Annotated in this window: 18 protein-coding genes and 1 pseudogene; 15 read left to right on the top strand and 4 right to left on the bottom strand. The window is 59.7% G+C overall.

Features of this window, described 5'->3' with window-relative positions:
• Window position 1: 1 nt before the first annotated feature.
• Both arsC and GGQ88_RS09575 read right to left on the bottom strand, forming a co-directional pair.
• Window positions 2–457: an arsenate reductase (glutaredoxin) gene (gene arsC, locus GGQ88_RS09580; protein WP_183612950.1), complete on the bottom strand. Its 456-nt coding sequence runs from the start codon at window positions 455–457 to the stop codon at window positions 2–4.
• Window positions 458–473: 16 nt separating this feature from the next.
• Window positions 474–824: an ArsR/SmtB family transcription factor gene (locus tag GGQ88_RS09575; protein WP_183612949.1), complete on the bottom strand. Its 351-nt coding sequence runs from the start codon at window positions 822–824 to the stop codon at window positions 474–476.
• Between the two features lie 583 nt (window positions 825–1,407).
• Between GGQ88_RS09575 and GGQ88_RS09570 the strand changes: the two genes are divergently transcribed.
• The 8 genes from GGQ88_RS09570 (at window position 1,408) to rfbB (ending at window position 11,681) form a co-directional block, all read left to right on the top strand.
• Window positions 1,408–4,854 carry a response regulator gene (locus tag GGQ88_RS09570; RefSeq protein WP_425490432.1) on the top strand — a complete coding sequence of 1,149 codons (3,447 nt, stop codon included), beginning with the start codon at window positions 1,408–1,410 and terminating at the stop codon, window positions 4,852–4,854.
• Complete coding sequence (locus GGQ88_RS09565) at window positions 4,839–5,687, top strand: CheR family methyltransferase (protein ID WP_183612948.1); 849 nt, start codon at window positions 4,839–4,841, stop codon at window positions 5,685–5,687. The genes GGQ88_RS09570 and GGQ88_RS09565 overlap by 16 nt, the downstream gene beginning before the upstream one ends.
• Window positions 5,684–6,256 (top strand): chemotaxis protein CheB, encoded by a 573-nt coding sequence (locus GGQ88_RS09560; RefSeq protein WP_221214608.1) that lies wholly within the window; start codon window positions 5,684–5,686, stop codon window positions 6,254–6,256. The genes GGQ88_RS09565 and GGQ88_RS09560 overlap by 4 nt, the downstream gene beginning before the upstream one ends.
• Entirely contained in the window at window positions 6,253–7,953 is a 1,701-nt protein-coding gene (locus GGQ88_RS09555; protein ID WP_183612947.1) for a response regulator, read from the top strand. The genes GGQ88_RS09560 and GGQ88_RS09555 overlap by 4 nt, the downstream gene beginning before the upstream one ends.
• A 399-nt stretch (window positions 7,954–8,352) precedes the next feature.
• On the top strand, window positions 8,353–9,237 hold the full coding sequence (gene rfbA, locus GGQ88_RS09550) for a glucose-1-phosphate thymidylyltransferase RfbA (protein WP_183612946.1): 885 nt from the start codon (window positions 8,353–8,355) through the stop codon (window positions 9,235–9,237).
• Entirely contained in the window at window positions 9,234–9,779 is a 546-nt protein-coding gene (gene rfbC, locus GGQ88_RS09545) for a dTDP-4-dehydrorhamnose 3,5-epimerase (RefSeq protein ID WP_183612945.1), read from the top strand. The genes rfbA and rfbC overlap by 4 nt, the downstream gene beginning before the upstream one ends.
• Window positions 9,776–10,633, top strand: coding sequence for a dTDP-4-dehydrorhamnose reductase (rfbD, locus tag GGQ88_RS09540; RefSeq protein ID WP_183612944.1), 858 nt, complete (start codon window positions 9,776–9,778; stop codon window positions 10,631–10,633). The genes rfbC and rfbD overlap by 4 nt, the downstream gene beginning before the upstream one ends.
• Window positions 10,626–11,681 carry a dTDP-glucose 4,6-dehydratase gene (gene rfbB / locus GGQ88_RS09535; protein ID WP_183612943.1) on the top strand — a complete coding sequence of 352 codons (1,056 nt, stop codon included), beginning with the start codon at window positions 10,626–10,628 and terminating at the stop codon, window positions 11,679–11,681. The genes rfbD and rfbB overlap by 8 nt, the downstream gene beginning before the upstream one ends.
• A gap of 56 nt (window positions 11,682–11,737) precedes the next feature.
• On the opposite strand, the gene GGQ88_RS09530 is transcribed toward rfbB, so the two are convergent.
• The gene (locus GGQ88_RS09530) at window positions 11,738–12,142 is read right to left on the bottom strand and encodes an acyltransferase (protein ID WP_183612942.1); all 405 of its coding nucleotides are present in this window, start codon (window positions 12,140–12,142) and stop codon (window positions 11,738–11,740) included.
• Window positions 12,143–12,195: 53 nt separating this feature from the next.
• Here GGQ88_RS09530 and GGQ88_RS09525 point away from each other — a divergent pair, with 53 nt between their 5' ends.
• The 6 genes from GGQ88_RS09525 (at window position 12,196) to GGQ88_RS09500 (ending at window position 18,744) form a co-directional block, all read left to right on the top strand.
• Window positions 12,196–12,747: a DapH/DapD/GlmU-related protein gene (locus GGQ88_RS09525; protein ID WP_183612941.1), complete on the top strand. Its 552-nt coding sequence runs from the start codon at window positions 12,196–12,198 to the stop codon at window positions 12,745–12,747.
• A complete protein-coding gene (locus tag GGQ88_RS09520; RefSeq protein WP_183612940.1) occupies window positions 12,734–13,501 on the top strand; it encodes a glycosyltransferase family protein in 768 nt (255 codons plus the stop codon). Before GGQ88_RS09525 ends, GGQ88_RS09520 begins: the two co-directional genes overlap by 14 nt.
• 47 nt (window positions 13,502–13,548) lie before the next feature.
• Window positions 13,549–14,934: a hypothetical protein gene (locus tag GGQ88_RS09515; protein WP_183612939.1), complete on the top strand. Its 1,386-nt coding sequence runs from the start codon at window positions 13,549–13,551 to the stop codon at window positions 14,932–14,934.
• Window positions 14,931–16,430 (top strand): flippase, encoded by a 1,500-nt coding sequence (locus GGQ88_RS09510; protein ID WP_281372437.1) that lies wholly within the window; start codon window positions 14,931–14,933, stop codon window positions 16,428–16,430. The genes GGQ88_RS09515 and GGQ88_RS09510 overlap by 4 nt, the downstream gene beginning before the upstream one ends.
• A gap of 70 nt (window positions 16,431–16,500) precedes the next feature.
• On the top strand, window positions 16,501–17,643 hold the full coding sequence (locus GGQ88_RS09505; protein ID WP_183612937.1) for a glycosyltransferase: 1,143 nt from the start codon (window positions 16,501–16,503) through the stop codon (window positions 17,641–17,643).
• 69 nt (window positions 17,644–17,712) lie between these two features.
• Window positions 17,713–18,744 (top strand): acyltransferase, encoded by a 1,032-nt coding sequence (locus GGQ88_RS09500; protein ID WP_183612936.1) that lies wholly within the window; start codon window positions 17,713–17,715, stop codon window positions 18,742–18,744.
• A gap of 283 nt (window positions 18,745–19,027) precedes the next feature.
• Here GGQ88_RS09500 and GGQ88_RS09490 read toward each other — a convergent pair.
• A pseudogene (locus tag GGQ88_RS09490) lies at window positions 19,028–19,804 on the bottom strand (FAD-dependent monooxygenase); the annotation flags it as partial.
• Window positions 19,805–19,857: 53 nt separating this feature from the next.
• On the opposite strand from GGQ88_RS09490, the gene GGQ88_RS09485 reads away from it, so the two are divergent.
• The gene (locus GGQ88_RS09485; RefSeq protein WP_183612934.1) at window positions 19,858–20,157 is read left to right on the top strand and encodes a hypothetical protein; all 300 of its coding nucleotides are present in this window, start codon (window positions 19,858–19,860) and stop codon (window positions 20,155–20,157) included.
• Window positions 20,158–20,245 lie beyond the last annotated feature (88 nt).

Below are 20,245 nucleotides of genomic sequence, written 5' to 3'. Positions count from 1 at the left end.
ATCAGTCGTTCGCCCCAGAAGCAACGCGATTGCCTTCGGCGTCGATCACCATTTCGCCATCCTCCTTCGTAAAGGCTGCGCGCGGGCCTTCCGGCAGCAGGTCGAGCACCAGTTCGGAGGGCCGACACAGCGATACGCCAAGCGGCGAGACGACCAGTGGCCGGTTGATCAGGACCGGATGCGCGAGCATCTCGTCGATGAGATCGGCATCGGGGAGGGCGAGATCGTCGAGCCCGAGTTCGGCGTAGGGCGTCCCCTTTTCGCGCAGCAGCGCGCGCGCGCTGATCCCTGCGCGCTCTATCAGGCTTTCGAGCATCGCGCGCGACGGCGGGGTCTTGAGATACTCGACCACATGCGGTTCGATTCCGGCGTTGCGGATCATCGCCAAGGCATTGCGCGAGGTGCCGCACGCCGGGTTATGGTAGATGATGATGTCATTCACGGGTGTACTCCGCATCGTGATTGTCGGGTTTTCAAGGGGCGGAGCAGGCGACGTCACCGAGCAGGTCGGCACACATTTCCGGCATCCCCCGGCAGCAATCCTGCATCAGGAAGGCGAGCAGCGTGCGCATCCCGCTGAAGTCGGCGCTATAGCGGATCAACCGGCTCTCGCGAACCGAACGGACCAGACCGGCTCGCTCCAAAGTCGCTAGATGATGCGACATCGTTGAGGGCGGAACTGCAGCCTGTTCAGCGATCGCACCTGCGATCAGTCCGTCGGGACCGACTTTGACCAGCATGCGGAACACCGACAGCCGAGTTTCATGCGCAAGCGCGCCTAGAGCATCGACAGCCCAATTGGGAGTGTCACTCTTGATATCCATCCGCGCCACCATTCTAAAAACATCGAAATAAAGAAGCAAACGGGCCTGTCAACTCATAGTTCGATAAACTTCGAATGATGAGTCGGCCAACGCAAAGCGCCCAGACGTGTTTTTTGGAATATCATCGGGGGTATCTGCAGATGTTCCCTCTTTATTATATTTATATATCATGCACTTAAACGGCCCTGTGGATCCCACCCCGACTACCAAATCTCTTGTCCATAGACTGCCGCATGGGTTGGCTTGCATCCAACAATAGGGCTGCAGGCGCCGGTGCCTTCTAGAGCGAGAAGGGCGCGCTTTCTGGGCAGGATGTGAGACCTTCACAGGGATCCACATGATTGTCGGCGCGCCGGCATGTCACGGGCAATCGCGTCGGCGTGGCCGGCCGTGAGCGGTGACCCCAAAAAGCTGCACCATGCCGGGGACACGATAATCGCGGTGCGGGAACGAATTGTCACGATGGGTGTTTAGAACGCGGCTTGCCGCCGGTTCCTGTTTTTTGCCGCTCTGGTTTGGGTGTGCACTGGCCTGGAAGCGAGGGGTGACTGTAGTTGGCTCCCTTGCAAGGCTTCTTGTCCAGATGTCGCAGACGTTGTTGCGCAAATCATCGAACAGTGGCTCCAGAATGCAGATCGGCACCGCGCTTGGCGTTGCCGCTGCCTTGCTGTTCTTCGTCATCAGCGGGGCGATGGCCTACTCCAATATTCAGGACTTGCGCGGCGAGACCGGGCGCGTGGTGCACACGCACGAGGTCATCACCGAGCTGGGTCGCATGCTCTCGGCCGTACAGGATGCCGAGACCGGGCAGCGCGGCTATCTGCTTACGGGCAGCGAAAAGTATCTCGATCCCTACCGGGACGCGCTCAATCGCACCGGTCTGAGCCTTGGCAAGATACACGATCTGACGCGCGACAATCCGCTGCAACAGGCCAACCTTCAGCGCCTTCGCGCAAGCGTCGATGCGAAGTTTGCCGAGCTGAGGCAGACGATCGAACTACGCCGGAGCGGCGGAGTCGCTGCGGCGCTGTCGATCGTGAACACCGATCGCGGCAAGTTCGAGATGGATTCGATCCGCTCGCAGATCGACGACATGCGCGCCGATGAGCGCCGCTTGCGCGAGGCGCGGCTGGTTCAGATGGAGGCGGCGTACCGTTCAACGATCTTGAGCGGCATGCTGACCGCGCTGCTGGGTGTGGTGCTGTCACTCGCAGTGGGCATGCTGATCCATCGAGAGACGCGTCTGCGCCAGCAACAGGCGTGGCTGCAAGCGGGCGAGGTCGGCCTTGCGCAGGCGATGCTGGGCGACAAGACCGTGCGCGAGCTGGCTGAGTCCATTCTCGATTATCTCACGTCGTACCTGGGCGCGCAGGCCAGCGTGCTGTTCAAGGGCGAGGTGGGCACCTTCGAACGCGTGGCGGCGGTAGGCGTGCCGGGTGATGCGACGGTGCCCCGGAGTTTTGCCCTGCGCGAAGGCTTGCTCGGCCGGGTTGCAGCCGAAGGCGCGCCCATGCTGATCGACGACGTGCCGCCGGGTTACCTGACGCTTGGCTCGGCACTGGGGCGAGACAATCCCCGCCACCTCGTGATCGCGCCGTTCAATGCCGATGGCTTGGTGAATGCCGTGATCGAGTTCGGCTTTCTGCAGCAGGTGGATGGACGTGTCCTGACATTGCTGAGCCGCATCACTCAACCGGTGGGCGTTGCGCTGCGTTCGGCCCGCTACCGCACCGAACTACAGAACCTGCTGGCCGAAACGCAGCGCCAGTCCGAGGAGATGCAGGTTCAGAGCGAAGAGTTGCGGGTCACCAACGAGGAACTGGAGGAGCAAGGCCGCGCGTTGAAGGAATCGGCGGTGCGGCTCGAACAGCAGCAGGTCGAACTCGAACAGACCAATTCGCAGCTGGAAGAGCAGGCGCAGTTGCTCGAAACCCAGCGTGACGATCTTGCCAGATCGAGTGCTGCGGTCGAACTCAAGGCACGAGAGCTCGAGCAGGCCAGCCGGTACAAGTCCGACTTCCTTGCCAATATGAGCCACGAATTGCGCACCCCGCTCAATTCGCTGCTTATCTTGTCTAAGCTTCTGGGGGACAACCCACACGGCAACCTCAGCGACGAGCAGACCCAGTATGCCCGCACCATCCAGGCATCGGGCAACGACCTGCTCAACCTGATCAACGACATTCTCGACCTGTCAAAGATCGAGGCGGGCCATGTCGAGATACGTGCAGAGGCGGTAACCCTCAAGCGGCTTGCCTCCGACTTGCGCCAGACGTTCGATCCGATCGCATCCGATCGCGGCGTGGCATTCACCATCGACATCGCCGACGAGGCGCCGACGTCGATCGCGACGGACCGACAGAGGCTCGAGCAGATCCTGAAGAACCTGCTTGCCAATGCATTCAAGTTTACGGCCGAAGGCGCGGTCGCGCTGCGGATGGAGGCGGTCGACGGGGACAAGCTTGCCCTGACGGTAAGCGACACCGGGATCGGCATTTCGCCGGAGCACCAGCAGGCGATTTTCGAAGCGTTTCGGCAGGCCGACGGTGCGATCAATCGAAAGTTCGGCGGTACGGGCCTTGGCCTGTCGATCTCGCGCGAACTGGCGCGGCTGCTGGGCGGCGTGATCACGCTCGCCAGCAAGCCGGGCGAGGGCAGCCGCTTTACTGTCACCATTCCGGTGCAGTACGATCCGGCGCAGGTCGAAGCGCGCGCACCGGCGTTTGGGGCAGGCACATCGACCACCGCCCCGCAAGTCGTACCAACCGTGGCGGCGCGCAGGGCGACCGGGGCGCTGGCCCAGCTGCCATCGCTGGACGACGACCGTGACCGGTTGGAAGGCACCCGCAGGGTGCTGCTTGTGGTCGAGGACGACCAGACCTTCGCCGGGATCGTGTGCGACTTGTCGCGCGATGCAGGCTTCCAGTGTCTTGTCGCGGGCACCGCCGAGGAAGCGCTCGATCTGGCCCGTCGTTTCAAGCCGAGCGCGATCGTGCTGGACCTTGGCCTGCCTGACCAATCGGGGCTTTCGGTGCTCGACCGGCTCAAGCGCGAGGACGCTACGCGGCACATCCCGATCCACGTGATTTCGGGAAGCGACCACCAGCAGACCGCGTTCTCGCTCGGCGCGATGGGGTATCTGGTGAAGCCGGTAAAGCGCGAGGACCTGACCCATGCGCTGGGCGCGCTTGAGGCTCAGCTGACCCGGACGATGCGACGCGTGCTGGTCGTCGAAGATGATCCGGTGCAGCGTGACGCGGTGGGCAAACTGCTCGCCGGACCCGAAGTCGAGACCATCGGGGCTGGGACGGCGGCGGAGTGCCTGATGTTGCTGAGAGAGCAGACCTTCGATTGCATGGTGCTCGACCTGACCCTGCCCGACGCCACGGGCTTTTCACTTCTTCAAGCGCTCAGCGAAGACGGTGACCACAGCTTCCCGCCGGTCATCGTCTATACCGGGCATGATCTTTCGGCCGAGGACGAGCAGCAGCTTCGCCGCTATTCTAGCTCGATCATCATCAAAGGTGCCAAGTCGCCCGAACGCCTGCTCGACGAGGTGACCTTGTTCCTGCATCAGGTGGTCTCGGAACTTCCGCCTGAACAGCAGAAGATGATCCAGCAATCGCGCAGTCGTGACGCGGTGCTTGAGGGCCGGCGCATTCTCATCGTGGAGGATGACGTCCGCAACGTCTATTCACTGGTCAACATCCTCGAACCGCGCGGCGCGAAAGTCGTAATTGCACGCAATGGCCAGGAAGCGCTCGACGCATTGGCGCAAGGTCGTGGCACGCCGGAAGAAGTCGATCTCGTGTTGATGGACGTGATGATGCCGGTGATGGACGGACTTGAGGCCACGCACCGGATCAGGCTCGATCCGCGTCTGTCGCGTCTGCCGGTCATCATGCTGACCGCCAAGGCCATGCCCGACGATCAGGAACGATGTCTCGCCGCAGGCGCTAACGATTACATGGCCAAACCCCTCGATGTCGACAAGCTGCTCTCGCTGGTGCGTGTATGGATGCCACGCTGAACCAACCGGCGAGTGAGCCGGTGGAAGAGATAGAGACGTACCTGCTGCTGGAGGCGCTGCACCGGCGGTATCACTACGACTTCCGCCACTATGCGCGTGCTTCTATCCGGCGTCGGCTGCGGCAGGCTTGCCAGCAGCTGGGGTTTGCCAGCATCTCGATGATGCAGGACGCCCTGCTGCATGACGAAGCGGTTCTGACCCGGTTGCTCGACTTCCTGACCGTCCAGGTCAGCGAAATGTTTCGCGATCCCGGGTACTTCAAGGCAATCCGTGAGAAGGTCGTGCCACATCTGCAGACCTATCCGTCGCTCAAGATCTGGATCGCTGGCTGCAGCGGGGGCGAGGAGCTCTATTCTTTCGCCATCCTGTTGCAGGAGGAGGGGCTGCTCGATCGCACCCTGATCTACGCGACCGACATCAATCCGACGGCGCTCGAGACGGCGCAAAAGGGCATATATGCGCTTGATCGCATCGCCACTTTTACCCGCAATCACCAGCGCTCGGGTGGACGGACCTCGCTGTCGGATTACTACAGCAGTGCCTACGACCGCGTAGTGTTTGACCGGAAGCTGCGCGAACGGGTGGTGTTTTCAGACCATAGTCTGGCGAATGACGCCGTCTTTGCCGAATGCCAGTTCGTCTCGTGCCGCAACGTGATGATCTACTTCGACCGGCCGCTGCAGGACCGCGCGCTGGGGCTGTTTCGGGATTCGCTCAGCCGCCGGGGATTTCTTGGGCTGGGCTCCAAGGAAACGCTGCGCTTTTCCGAACATGCCGACGCGTTCACCGAGTTCGTACGCGAGGAAAAGATCTACCGGCGGCGCGACGCATGATGCCGAACGGGGCAAAGGCGATCGTGATAGGCGCATCGGCCGGCGCAGTGCAGGCGCTTTCACAGATATTGCCGCGTCTGCCCGCAACTTATCCGCTACCAGTGGTGATCGTGGTCCACGTGCCCGCCGATCCATCGGGTCTGGTTGCCCTGTTCGCAAGCAAATGCGCGATCAGGGTGCGCGAGCCGGACGACAAGGAGCCCATTGAGAGCGCATGCGTCTATTTCGCGCCGCCCGGCTATCACATGCTGGTGGAGGATGACCGTACGATCGCCTTGTCGCTCGACGAGCCTGTGCTGTATTCGCGTCCCTCCATCGACGTACTCTTCCAGAGCGCCGCTGACAGCTATGGCGAAGGGCTGATTGGCGTCATGCTGACCGGTGCGAACGAGGACGGCGCGGTGGGCTCGGCAGCGATTATCGACGCAGGCGGGACAGTGCTGGTCGAGGACCCGGAGCATGCCTTTGCCGATACAATGCCGCGCGCTGCACTGGCGCGCTGTCCGTCTGCACTGACCCTGTCGCTCGACGCAATTGCGGATCGGTTGGCTCAGGTAGGAACAATATGAACAACGCTGGCGAACCAATCCATTTCCTGATCGTCGACGACCTCGAGGAAAATCTGGTGGCGCTCGAGGCGCTGCTGCGGCGCGATGGCCTTTCGTTCCTGCGCGCGCGCTCGGGCGAGGAAGCGCTCGAACTGTTGTTGCGCCATGAAATCGCGCTGGCGCTGCTAGACGTGCAGATGCCCGGAATGGACGGTTTCGAACTGGCCGAGTTCATGCGGGGAAGCGAACGCACCCGCCATGTCCCGATCATATTCCTGACCGCCGGCAGCGCCGACGGACAGCGACGTTTCCGCGGCTACGAGGCAGGCGCGGTCGACTTCATTCAGAAGCCGATCGAAGGTGACATCCTCAGCAGCAAGGCCACTGTCTTCTTCGACCTCCATCGGCAGCGCCGCGAGATCGAGCAGCAGAGCAAGGCGCTTGCCGATGCGGCGGGACGTCTCGAAATGCAGGTGCATGAACGTACTGCCGAACTCGAACATGCGCTGGAGCGCCTTCGTGCAGAAACAGCCGAGCGCGAGCGCGCCGAGGCATCGCTGCGCCAGAGCCAGAAGATGGAAGCGGTCGGTCAACTGACCGGTGGCATTGCCCACGATTTCAACAATATGCTGACGGGCATCATCGGGTCGCTCGACCTGATGCGGCGGCGCATCGAGGCCAAACGGTACGAAGAACTTGATCGCTTCATGGACGCAGCCACCACGTCTGCCCAGCGGGCGGCCTCTTTGACGCATCGGCTGCTGGCGTTTTCCCGTCGTCAGTCGCTCGATCCCCAGCCCCTGGACATCAATGCGTTGATCGGTTCGATCACCCCGCTGGTGCACAACGCCTTGTCAGAGCAGATCGCGCTGGAGACGACGCTCGCAGAGGACCTTCCAGCCGTCTTGGCGGATGCCAACCAACTGGAAAATGCCATTCTCAATCTCGTCCTTAATGCACGTGACGCGATGCCGGAGGGAGGCAGGCTGGTGATTGAAACGGCGCACGAGGATTTCGGCATGCCGTGTGCGACAATTCCGCCCGGGCTCTCTGCGGGCCACTATGTCACCGTAGCGGTTTCGGATACGGGGACAGGCATACCGCAAGACGTGATGGACAAGGTGTTCGACCCGTTCTTCACGACGAAACCTGTGGGCCTCGGCACCGGACTTGGTCTGTCCATGGTCTATGGCTTTGCCAAGCAGAGTGGCGGGGCGGTTCAGCTGGATAGCCGCCCGGGGCTTGGCACCACGGTGCGGTTGCACCTGCCGATCACGGCTGCGACCCTAGCCCATAAGGGTGTGGCGGTTCCGGAAGCCACCCCTCGCGGAGACGGTGAGCGCGTGTTGGTTGTCGAGGACGATCCGGCCGTGCGGATGCTCGTTCGCGAGGTGTTGGAGGAACTGCACTATGAAGTCGTCGAATTTGCAGATCCGAGCGATGCTGTGCCGCTGCTTGCATCGGGCACGCGCATCGACCTGATGATCTCGGACGTGGGCATGCCAGGCATGACTGGCCGCGAGCTGGCCGATGTTGCCCGCGCGCATCGGCCAAGCCTGCCCATCCTGTTCATTACCGGCTATGCCGAGAATGCGACTTTACGCGGAGATTTCCTTTCTGAGAACATGTCCATGATCACCAAGCCGTTCTCGCTTGGCGACCTTGCAATCCGGGTAAGCGAACTGACTTCGTCGACCGTTGGTACGCCCATCTCTTGATCGGCCTTTGACGGCGCATGTCAGATGATTGTGTGGCGCAACTGCCGTTGCCGTTTTCCGCTCAAAAATCACGGCGATCACGGGTGTATGTGGATTGCCCCGTCCCGACCTGCAAGCGCGATTCTGCTCCTTCCGAATCTGACCGATGGCCTCTGCTCGGGCCGAGCGCTGGTCACTTTAGCGGTCGCGAGCTCCACTTCGCATCCGTGGACGTGTCCGCACGACAAGACATCATACGGCGGTTGCCAATAGCCCATTTACATCAACGGCTGTAACCCAAAACCCGTTGACCGGCGGACGTTGTGCTGCAATGCGACATATTGTCGCGCCGTACCCGAGAGAGGCCCTTTGAGGGCAGATCGGAGGGCTGCGATCGGCAAGAGAAGGGGTTTCGGTCGGATGACACGCAAAGGGATAATACTTGCAGGCGGCTCTGGCACGCGGTTGTACCCACTGACGCGCGGTGTTTCCAAGCAGCTGATGCCGGTATTCGACAAGCCAATGATCTACTATCCGCTCAGCACGCTGATGCTGGCCGGCATTCGCGACATCCTGATCATCACCACGCCTGATGATGCCGCGCAATTCCAGCGCGTGCTCGGCGATGGATCGGATTTCGGCATTTCGTTGACTTATGCGGTTCAGCCCAAGCCGGAGGGGCTGGCGCAGGCGTTCCACATCGGCGCGGACTTCGTCGGTGGAAGCCCGAGCGCGCTCGTGCTTGGCGACAACATCTTTTACGGTCACGGCCTCCCGCAGCTTCTGCAAAACGCGAACGCGCGGACCAGTGGGGCGAGCGTCTTTGCCTATCGTGTCAATGATCCGCAGGCCTATGGCGTGGTGTCGTTCGATGCCGAAGGCCGGGCGGAAACCATCGAGGAAAAGCCGGCCAAGCCCAAATCGAACTACGCCGTGACCGGCCTGTATTTCTATGACGAAACCGTGGTCGACCGCGCGCGCGACATGAAGCCTTCGCCGCGTGGCGAACTCGAGATCACCGATCTCAACCGTCTGTATATGGATGACGGCGAGCTTGCTGTTGAAATCATGGGCCGTGGCTTCGCCTGGCTCGACACCGGCACCCACGCCTCGCTGCTCGACGCGGGGGCCTATGTCCGCATCACCGAAGAGCGGCAGGGCCTCAAGATCTGCTGCCCCGAAGAGATCGCGTGGCGTCAGGGCTTCATTTCCGACGCCGAACTCGAGGCCATCGCCCAGCCGCTGCGCAAGTCCGGTTATGGCGAATACCTGCTGCAGACGCTGAAGCAGGGGCACTCAGTGTGAATGTGATCGAATGCGACATCGCCGGACCGCTGATCCTGGAACCCAAGGTGTTCGGTGACGAGCGCGGGTTCTTCATGGAAAGCTGGAACGCCGGCGCGTTTGCCAAGGCCGGGCTTGATCTGACCTTCGTGCAGGACAACCACAGCCGGTCGCAAAAGGGCGTGTTGCGCGGCATGCATTTCCAGAACCCCCAGCCACAAGGCAAGCTTGTACGGGTGGTCAACGGTGCCGTGTTCGACGCCATCGTCGATCTGCGCCGCTCCTCTCCCACCTTCGGGAAGTGGACCGGCGTCGTGCTTTCGGCAGCAAACAAGCGGATGTTCTGGGTGCCCGAAGGCTTCGCACATGGCTTTCTGACGCTCGAGGACGATACCGACTTCCTCTATAAGTGCACGTCGGCCTACCTGCCGCAGAACGAGTGCAGTCTGGCGTGGGACGATCCAAGCGTCGGCATCGAATGGCCGCTCGACGGGATCGAGCCCAAGCTTTCGGCCAAGGATGCTGACGGCGTGCCGCTGGCGCAAGTGCAGGCTTTTGCATGAAAAAGGCGCTGGTTACCGGGGTCAATGGCCAGTTGGGCAAGGCCCTGCTGGCGTCCCGGCCTGAAGGCTGGACCTGTGTCGCGCTTGATCGCGCCGCGCTCGACCTGTCCGATCCTGACGCCATTGCGCGGCTGGTCGATGCCGAGCAGCCCGACTTGGTGCTCAATGCGGCGGCCTATACCGCCGTCGACCGCGCCGAAAGCGAGCCTGAGCTTGCGCACGCGGTCAACGCCGGGGCACCCGCTGCCTTTGCACGAGCGCTCGGCGGGGCGGGGCGTCTGGTCCAGGTTTCGACAGATTTCGTGTTCGATGGCACGAGCGGACGGGGCTATCGCCCTGATGACGCGCGCAACCCGCAATCGGTCTATGGCGCCAGCAAGGCCGCGGGCGAGGACGCTGCAGGCGACAGCGCGATTATCGTGCGTACCAGCTGGGTCTATGCTGCAGGCGGCGCCAACTTCGTGCGCACCATGCTGCGCCTGATGCGTGAGCGTGATGAATTGCGGGTGGTCGGCGATCAGATCGGCTCCCCCACGTGGGCCACTGGTCTGGCGCACACGCTGTGGGGCCTTGCAGCTCGCGATGCGACGGGCATCTGGCATCACCGCGACGACGGGGTAGCCAGCTGGTACGACTTTGCCGTCGCCATTGCCGAGGAGGCCCATGCCATCGGCCTGCTCGCGCGGATTCCCGCGATCACCCCGATCGCCACCGCCGACTATCCGACCCCGGCCAAGCGGCCGTCGTTTTCGGTGCTGGACGTTTCGGCAACGCGGGCGGCGCTGTCGTCTGCGGCGGTGCACTGGCGAACCAATCTGAAGACCATGCTCGAAGAGGAAATTGCGCTTGGCTAATGTGCTCGTGACCGGCGGAGCCGGTTTCATCGGTGGCAACTTCGTCCATTACTGGGGCAAGACGCATCCCGACGACAGCGTGATCGTGCTAGATTGCCTGACGTACGCGGGCAACCGTTCGACCATCGAGGGCGTCGAGCAAGCTGAGCTGGTCGTCGGCGACATTCGCGATACCGATCTGGTCGAGAAGTTGCTGCGCGAGCGGGACATCGCCACCATCGTCCACTTTGCGGCCGAGAGCCACGTCGATCGTTCGATCACCGGGCCTGACGCGTTCATCGACACCAACATTCTGGGCACCAACAGTCTGCTCAAAGCCGCACGCGCGGTGTGGCTGGATGCAGGGTCGGGCCGCGCCCACCGCTTTCACCACATTTCGACCGACGAGGTCTACGGTTCGCTCGGCCCGACCGACCCGGCTTTTGCCGAAACCACCCAGTACCAGCCGAATTCGCCCTATTCGGCGTCGAAGGCAGCATCCGATCACCTCGTGCGCGCCTATCACCATACGTATGGCCTGGACGTCACGACGACGAACTGCTCGAACAATTACGGGCCTTATCATTACCCCGAAAAGCTGATCCCGCTGTTCGTGCTCAATGCGCTGTCGGGCAAGCCGCTGCCGATCTATGGCGATGGCATGAACGTGCGCGACTGGCTTTATGTCGAGGATCACTGTCGCGGTATCGAAGCGGCGTTGCTCAACGGCAAGCCGGGCGAAACCTACAACATCGGCGGCGGTGAAGAACTCCCGAACATGGCGGTGATCGACCGCATCTGCGCCGAAGTCGATCGCGCATTCGAAGAGATCGAGGGTCTGGCCGCGCGCTATCCCGATGCGCCAGCCGCCAAGGGCCGCCCGACGAGTGAACTCAAGACTTTCGTCGAAGACCGCAAGGGCCACGACCGGCGCTATGCGATCGACGAGACCAAGGCGCGCGCTGAAATCGGCTACGTCCCCCAGCACGATTTCGAGAACGGCCTGCGCAATACCCTGCGCTGGTATCTCGAAAACGAAGCCTGGTGGCGCCCGTTGCAGGTGAAGTGATCGTGCGACGAATCGTATGCCTGTCAAAAGCACAAGACAGGCAACGGGACGTGCATTCAGGCCGTATGGTGTCCGGGTTCGATGATCATCGGGTTCCCCTTGACCACGCAATGATCCGGGATGTCCCGGACGATCACGGCACCGGCTTCGATCCGGCAATGGTGGCCGACTCTCACTCCAGGCAGCACAATGGCGCGCGGCCCGATCACGGTGCCGTCGCCCACGTAGGTGTCGAGGTACAGCCCGCGTGTTGTATCATGGGTGAGAATGATGGCGTAATCATCGATGAGGCAGTCCGCGCCGATATGGACGCCCTTCGGCCAGGTGCGATCGATGTTCGCAGTGGCAGCGATCCGTGCGGACGGATGGATGTCCATTTGCCACACCACTCGCCGCACGATGCGCTGCCACTTTTGCCGGAGCGTTTCCCGACGTACGTTTCGACGTTGGATGGCGGTCATCGGATTGCGATAGTCAACCGCGCGGCACGCTGCAATCCCGCGATGAACGCGTAATGCGCACATTGAATGCATTGGAGACATGGAGACGTCGTGCCATGGCGCTGCGTTGCCGGTGGATCGAGCTGGTCCATGGTCACCGCGTCGACCGTTCGGCGCGATTGTCTTTTGCGGCCAGGCTGATTAGCGGGGGCCGAGCTTCGATCTCGATAGGCGCCTGCACAGTAGTGGCTCTTCGGGCGTTGATTATCACACGCACCGCCGAGGGTGGTAGTAGCCCGGTGCATATAGGCCGAAACAGCTTCATTGGCGCAGGAGCCGTGGTTCTCCCCGGTGTAACAGTCGGCGAAGGATCGATTGTTGCAGCCGGCTCGGTCGTATTCGAAGACGTCGCTTCGGGTACGATCGTCGGTGGCAATCCGGCAAGGCTCATACAAAGCGGGGTGGAAGTGGCTCGATATGGCAGACTGCCGGATTCCTGGGATAATAGTGCGCGCTACTGGCGTGTCGACGATGGGCCTCGTTTCGCCTTTCGATGGGCAATATGGACAGTGGCTGGACTGATCGCAACACTGTCAGTCATAGGGGTGATCTATGCTCAAAGCTGAAGACTTCTGTCTGATCGCAGCGGTCGATAGCGACGCCGTTCTCGAAAGTTGTCTTCGCAGATCTCCAGACGTTGCATCTGGTCGATTGCCGCTTGTCGTCATAAAGGATGCCAAGTGCATGTCGGCGGCCTACAACGAAGGATTGTCCCGCACATCCGCAGCGATCTGCCTGTTTGCGCATCAAGACGTCTATCTTCCGAAGGGATGGCTGGATCAGGCAATCACCACGTTGAACGCATTGGGCGAGGCGCATCCGGACTGGATGGTTGCCGGCCCGTATGGTATTACCCCGGACGGGCAGCATATCGGCCGGGTATGGGACGTGACAATGAAGCGCGAACTCGGTACCCGTGGATTTGCGCCCACGGCCGTCGGGTCTTTTGACGAACTGCTTCTGATCTTTCGCCGTACCGAAAACTTCAGATTCGATGAAAACCTGCCACATTTTCACCTGTACGGGACTGACATGGTGCAGATGGCTACAGATCTGGGGCGGTCGGCGTTTGCCGTCGAACTCCCGGTCGTTCACAACAATCGACCGATCGTGTCACTGGGCGGTGGCTATCTCAAGGCATACCGCTATGCGCGTCGCAAATGGAGGGCGCGCTTGCCGATCTACACGTCGATTTGCGCTCTGACCGACAATCCGCTCCCGCTTTGGCGCGCGCGTTGGCGACGCCGGCACGTTAAAGCAAGGCCCGATCATCTCAGCGCCGATTCGGTGGAAATTGCGAGAAGGGCGGGTTACGAGTGATTGCCCCCGAATGCCCTTAGGAACGACGCTCGTGCCCTGCTTCACGGATGGAAATGATGATCGTAACTGATGCGAAGCGCCCGCTTGCGGCAAGGCCGTCGTCCGACGCTCGAACAGGTTCGGCGAGCGCCGACAGGGTAAGGAACCTGGTTCCTTTGTTACTGCTTGCATACTCGATGTTTTTCCTTTCTCCGGAAGTACGCGTCACGGTGGCAGGTGTTAACCTGCCAGCCTATCGCCTTGTCATTCTCGCATTCGCCATTCCATGGCTCATGATATCCGAGCGAAGGCGGGTCCGCTTCGGATTGGCCGACCTGCTGATCGTGCTCGCCAGCGTGTGGACGCTCGTATCCTTTATCGATCATTACGGCTACGGCTCCGGCTTTGTGCGGGCAATGGGGGTCGTAATCGACACGGCCGGCGGATACTTCGTCGCTCGACTATGCATCCGGGACACCAGTGATCTACGCTTATTCTTTTTGCTCATCATACCTGGCCTCGCTTTTGCTGGTGCTTTCATGGCCTTTGAAAGCCTGCACAAGGGCCACGTCCTGCGTCCAATGTATGCGAGTATATTTGGACAATTGCCGCGTTACTCCGAAGGTGCGGTAAATGGCTTCAATGAAATAAGACTGGAATACAGATATGGCTTTCTCAGAGCTATTTCGGTATTTTCCCATCCAATTTTGGGCGGAGTATTGCTGTCCAGCACTCTGATTGTTTTTCTCAATAGTGGGATCAAGCATTGGCCCCTGTATCTGGCCTTAATATCTGGTCTGTGTGGGATATTTTCTCTAAGTTCCGCTGCGGGAATTGCGATTATCTTATCCATCATTTTAAAGGTAACTGATAAATTTATACGCCTCGTAAGGGGCCTCACCTGGAATGTTATTGTTACCTTTACTATGCTTGTTGGGTTGGGTCTGGAAGTCGTGTCCAATAAGGGCTTACTCGATTTGCTGATACGGCAGACGTTGGTCCCGCAGACCGGATACTACCGAAAGGCGATCTGGGAGTGGGGCCTCAAATCTGTCGAGAAGCATCCGGTCTATGGCATCGGTTATGCCGAGTACGAACGCCCGCTCGGTCTGCTGCCAAGCCCCAGTGTTGACGCACATTTTCTCGCCCTCGCAATTCGGGATGGCGCTTTTGTGTCGCTTGCGATTGCCTTCTCCATGGCGATCACGATCGTGCTTCTTGGCCGGGTTGTGGGCAAGGGCAAGGGGCCGGAACGAGATATGCTGTTTGGTCTTAATTGCGCTCTCGTGATCCTTTTCGTTGCCAGCATGACGGTGACGTTCTTTGGTGAAAGCCTCATCTGGTTCATGGCGATGATTGGCGCAGGTGCGTCGCTGGCGCAGTGTGTATTCATGCCAGCACGTAAACCACCAGAGAGCGTGCCATTGTCGGTCAGCGTAGGGGCACTCACATGAGTCTTGCTCGAAACAGTATCTATGCGTTCATGGCAAACGCACTTCCCGTTATCAGTGCTATTGCTACGGTACCTCTCTATGTGAGCACCATTGGAGTTGAGCGTTACGGCGCACTCGTCATTGCTTGGACCCTGCTAGGATATTTTGGCCAAGCGGACTTCGGCATCGGCCGGGCGGTGGCGCAACGTATCGCATCCAGTCGTAACAGTCCGCCAGATCAGATTGCTTCGGTCGTCTGGTCAGGCATTGTCAGCATGCTCATCCTAGGTGGTCTGGGGGCGCTGTTCGCGCTCGTCGCATCGGGGTATTATTTCGGCGAGGTGATGAAAGTCGAACCGGGGCTGCGTCAGGAATTGATGCGGTCGCTGTGGGCGCTGGCGCTATGCAGCCCGGTGGTGACGCTGACCGGCGTGCTTTCGGGCGCGCTGATCGGGATGGAGCGATTTAAGTACACCTCATGGAGTTTTCTGGTCAGCAATCTCGGGTTGCAGATACTGCCGCTCGTCGCGGCCGCCACGATCAGCAAGGACCTTCAATGGCTGGTCGCGGCATCGCTGATCGGTCGCGCCCTCGGCCTCGTGATGATGGGCACGATGGTATGGAGGCAATTTCTGGCCGGTCAGGCGGTACGGCCCTCATGGGCGGAGATGCGTCGCCTTGCCAATTTTGGGGCTTGGATCATGGTGTCCGCTTTGATCGGACCACTGATGATCTATTCCGACCGCTTCATCATCGGTGCGATCTATGGCGCCTTCGCGGTTGCGGTCTACACAATTCCCTATCAGGTGGCCTACCGGACGTTGGTGCTGCCACAGTCGGTAGTCGGTGTGCTTTTCCCGCGGTTTGCCGCGCTGGATGATGACGAAGCGCTTGTCCGCTGTCGGCAGTTTACAGTCTTCGTGGGTCAGTTATTTGCACCATTCATCATCGGTTTGATCTGCCTTGCCGAACCCTTGCTAACGCTGTGGCTCGGCTCGCACCTTGATCCGCGGTCGGTCGAGATCGCCAAGATCATCCTGCTTGGGGTGTGGTTCATGGCGCTTGCCAATGTGCCACTGGCGTTGTTGCAGGCGCGCGGAAATCCGCAGTTTACAGCCATGTTGAGCATCTCCGAGCTGCCTTTCTACCTCGGAATACTGTTCATTTTGGGCAACGCGTTCGGGTTGGCGGGTATTGCCTGGGCGTTTACCCTGCGCAGCGCTGCCGATGCAGTTATTTTGGCGTGGCGAGCGAGAGCAGTGGATCGCTGGCTGCTCGGGCATGTCGCGCCAACTGCCGCGCTGGTGTTGCTGTCTGTCCTCGCCAGCGATCTGGCGCCAGGCTGGTTTGCTGCCATGGCTCTTGCCGCAATACTGGTGGCCGCCTGTCTGGCCCACCTGCTCCACACCATTTCACGAATGCCGCACGACGTGCGGCTGCAGTTCGAGCGGCTGCCGCTGGTGCGCAGCGTGCTGGGGCGCATGTCTGAGCGGCGCGCGGTAGATCGTTCAGCCTGAGCAGCAAGGGGGGAATTACAAGGTGCAAGGCGGAACTGCTACGAACCGTGCAAAAGGCCAAGCGTGCCTCGTGCTCCTGCCCCACAGCTACACCGGGCGGGGACCGGCAGAAAGCTGCGTGCGCATTCTGGCCTCTTTCCCACAAGGGCCGCTGGATACGACTCTTTTCGTACTTCGCCTGCGCAAGGCAGTTCACCCCGGTCTCAAGGTTGTACAAGGTGCAGGGCCGATCCTGCGCAGACTGCCTTTTCGCCAAATGCACAAATCCGCTTCTGCAAAGCTGTTTAAAAAATTCGCGCGTGCGATCGATCAGGCAGAGCCGGGCACCATCGTCTGGTTCTGGCCGGGCGGTCCATCGGAACTTGTGCAGCGAGCCAAGGATCGTGGACTGATCACGGTGGGTGAGATGATCAACAGCCCGATGGCACATGCCAAGTCTGTTTTGGATGCTGCTTATGTTGCCCGTGGCCTGGTGCCGGCGCACGGCATTGGTGATGGGGATGTCGCGCGGGAAAATGAGGTGCTGGCGCTCTACGACCGGCTCTTTGCTTCAAATGCGGAAGTTGAAGCGGCGCTGATCACTTGGGGCGTATCGCCATCGCGCATCCTTTCCACCAGCTTCGGCTGGGACCGCAGGCGATTTCCCAAAGGCGCCGGGCAAACTCGGGATGCCAACACGCCATTCACGGCGTGCTTTGTCGGTCTGATGAATGTTCGTAAAGGTCTGCCCGATCTGCTCGATGCCTGGCGCCTGTCGGGCATCAAGGGGGAACTGGTTCTGGCGGGCAGGGTTGAGCCTTCCCTGCAACCGATGGTCGATGCAGCCATCGGGGCCGGGAACGTGCGCCACCTTGGCCAGGTCGACGATGTGGCCAGTCTCTATCGCAATTGTGACGTCTTCGTTTTCCCCACCCTCGAAGAAGGTGGACCGCAGGTCACGTACGAGGCGGCTGCTTGTAGTTTACCGGTCATAACCACTCCGATGGGTGCTGCTCGACTCGTGCGGGATGCAGAGACCGGATTGCTGGTGGAGGCCGGAAATGTAATCGCTCTGGCGCAGGCGCTTAAGCGGTTTGCAGCGGATACCGCACTGCGCAAGCGATGTGGCGAGGCGGCTCGTTCGAAAGCAGATGAATTTGAATATGGGGTTGTGGGGGCAGCGCGCATGGCGCAATTGTGTGGTCTTCTTCGCAATTGCGAACAAACCGATTGAACTCTTTGCGATGTTATCCGGTGAGGCGATCAGGTCGACATCGGGGGGGCGCGACTTTTGGAGCACCGCATGAACCCGTTTTTCAAGCTTCTGGTGCCGCAGAGCTCCGTCGTTTCGTTATCGAAAAATTTTAGTCAGGCAAAGGATCCTGAAAATAACGGGGCGCGACAAAAAGGTCTGGATGCCGGGCGTTTTGTGATGTCATTTCTTGTTGTAATTCTCCATTCAATGCCAATATCACAAGATCAAAAATACTCATTTTTGAGTATTTTGTGCAGATCTGCAGTTCCATTTTTTTTGATCACGTCAGGGTACTTCTTAAGAATAAACTCTCAAGTGAATTTGAGAGTTATTAAATATCAATTAGAAAAGCTATTGCCAATTTACGTGTTTTGGATGGTGGTTTATTATGGAGTGGCATTCTCTACAGGCGTTAGTGATGTTCTTTTAAGGCCGACGGATCTAATTTCCGGCGGAACGGCCTTCCATTTGTGGTACTTGCCAGCCGTTGGTGCCGCGATCGTAATTGTAAGCTATTCGATGACTATACTTGGTCTATGGGGGTCTTTTTTTACATGTTTTCTCTTAGCGTGTGTTGCACTGTCAACCGGGCCGTATCATGACGTCTTAGCGCTTTCTGGTGAGGCGCGTCGCGGTGGTTTGCTGATTGCTCCATCATATGTGCTTCTGGGGCACGCAATCGCCAGATACCAGCGAAAAGTACCCGTATGGAGCGCCGCGCTCATCACTGTTATTGGAGCCTTTGCAGTATTTTTTGAAGAGAATTCAATATCAATATTAACGGGTAATAATTTTATCAGTCATGACTTTATTATTTCTACGTATATATTTGGAGTCGGCGCATTTCTTTTTGCCAGGTCTCTGAAATCTTCGTTCTTAGTTGAACGCCTGTCGCGGCTAGGCGGCTTGGCCTTGGGAATTTATGTGTCTCAGCTGCTCTGCCTTTGGATCTTTAGAGAATTTATTGATATTCGAAGCTTGTACGATGTTTTCGGCCTTGCGATCCTAAGCTTCGCGGCGGCCGCACTTCTTACTGCGACCATGCGTAAATTCAGCGTGCTGCGCCGCTTCGTTGGATAACGCGGTGGGGCCCGCGCGGTCCATGATCGGGGTTCAGTTCGAGCCCGACGAGGGGATTGGTTGGGCTTTGGTCGAAAGTCGGAGCGACGTGCACATAGCCGACGACGTATTGTGAACATTTTGATCGTTGAACCAGGCGCACCATACTGTCGGTCGCCCAGTGCTGTCCGGACCCACTCCGGTTACAGACATTACCTGACCGCCCTCACTCAGGCGCACTCTGTCGCCGCACTTGAACATTCCGATCATCGTCAATCCTTACTCAAGATGCGCAACTTAGCGCTCAAGCGAATCCGCCCTCCGGATTCCAGACAAGAGGCCCTTGGCCGTATCGGGCCAGTCGTTCTTCTGCCGAGGTTCGCCCGTTAATAAGCGAGGGCGTCTCAAGCTGGACGGAATAGTAACCCCGCGATCCCGATCCCCAGCCGAGACCATGTTTCTGCGCCTCGATTTGACGTTCACGCTCGGCATAGATTTCCGCGTCGGTGAGATGGAAGGTCCGGCGCTTGGTTTCGCAGCTAATCGGCGATGAAACGTCCAGGAAGACCTTGCGGCGCGCGGCTGAGTAGGCATCCAACAGCCGCTCGTCAGCTTCGCCCTTGGCCACGGGGCCGAGAACCTCGGTCAGGGCACAAGCGTCGAAGATTCCGCCGGTCAGGCCGAATCCGCTGGTCGGATTGGTCACGTGGGCTGAATCGCCGGCCAGCAGGACACGGCCCACGCGCATCTTCTCCACGCAGCGCTGGTGCATACTGTAGGGAGAGTAGAGGTCGAGCTGGGCGCCTGCTCCCTCGTCCGGTAAAACCTTGCGATAATATTCGAATATCCTGTCTCGCAGACCATCGAGCGGCAGCCTGCCATCCTCGTGAAAGGTCACTCGCCACTGCCCGTCGCGGGTGAGGCGCAAGATGATGGCCCCGAAGTGGTTGTCGATGATCCAGTTGCCGACAGGATGCCAGCCATGCGCTTCGAAATCGAAGTGCATGTTGGTAGCGACGAAGCGGTCTGGCCAGGTATACCCGACGAGTTCCTGACCGATCGCCTTACGGACCCCGCTGCGGCCACCGTCAGCTCAGATCACCCATCTCGCCTTGATGGTCTCGGCGCCATCCTTTGAACAACGTCGACGCTGACGTGATCGTCGTACTGCTTGAGGTCTGTGAACCGGGTTCCCCAGTTGCAGGTGATCTGGGGATAGCGCGCCATTTGCGACAGGGCGATCTGGGTCAGTTCATCTATCGCAAGGGTCAGAACATAGGGATGATCCAGACCCTCCGGATAGGACGAACGGGAGACGAAGGCTTCGCCAGTCTTGAAGATGCGAAACGCCATTTCATTGCTTCGGAAGCCGATCCGCGCCGCGTCGTCGAACAGGTCAAGCAGTATCAGGTTGTCCAGTACCTGGCGGTGTAGCGCGACAAACCAGATGAGAATTGCGCGTCAATCAGGATGAGAATGTGATTGTCGCGGCGCGTCAATCAGTGCCGATTTTGATTGTCGC

It is taken from the genome of Novosphingobium hassiacum, assembly GCF_014196055.1.
Lineage (GTDB): Bacteria > Pseudomonadota > Alphaproteobacteria > Sphingomonadales > Sphingomonadaceae > Novosphingobium > Novosphingobium hassiacum.
This window is presented reverse-complemented; position numbering and strand designations above follow the sequence as displayed.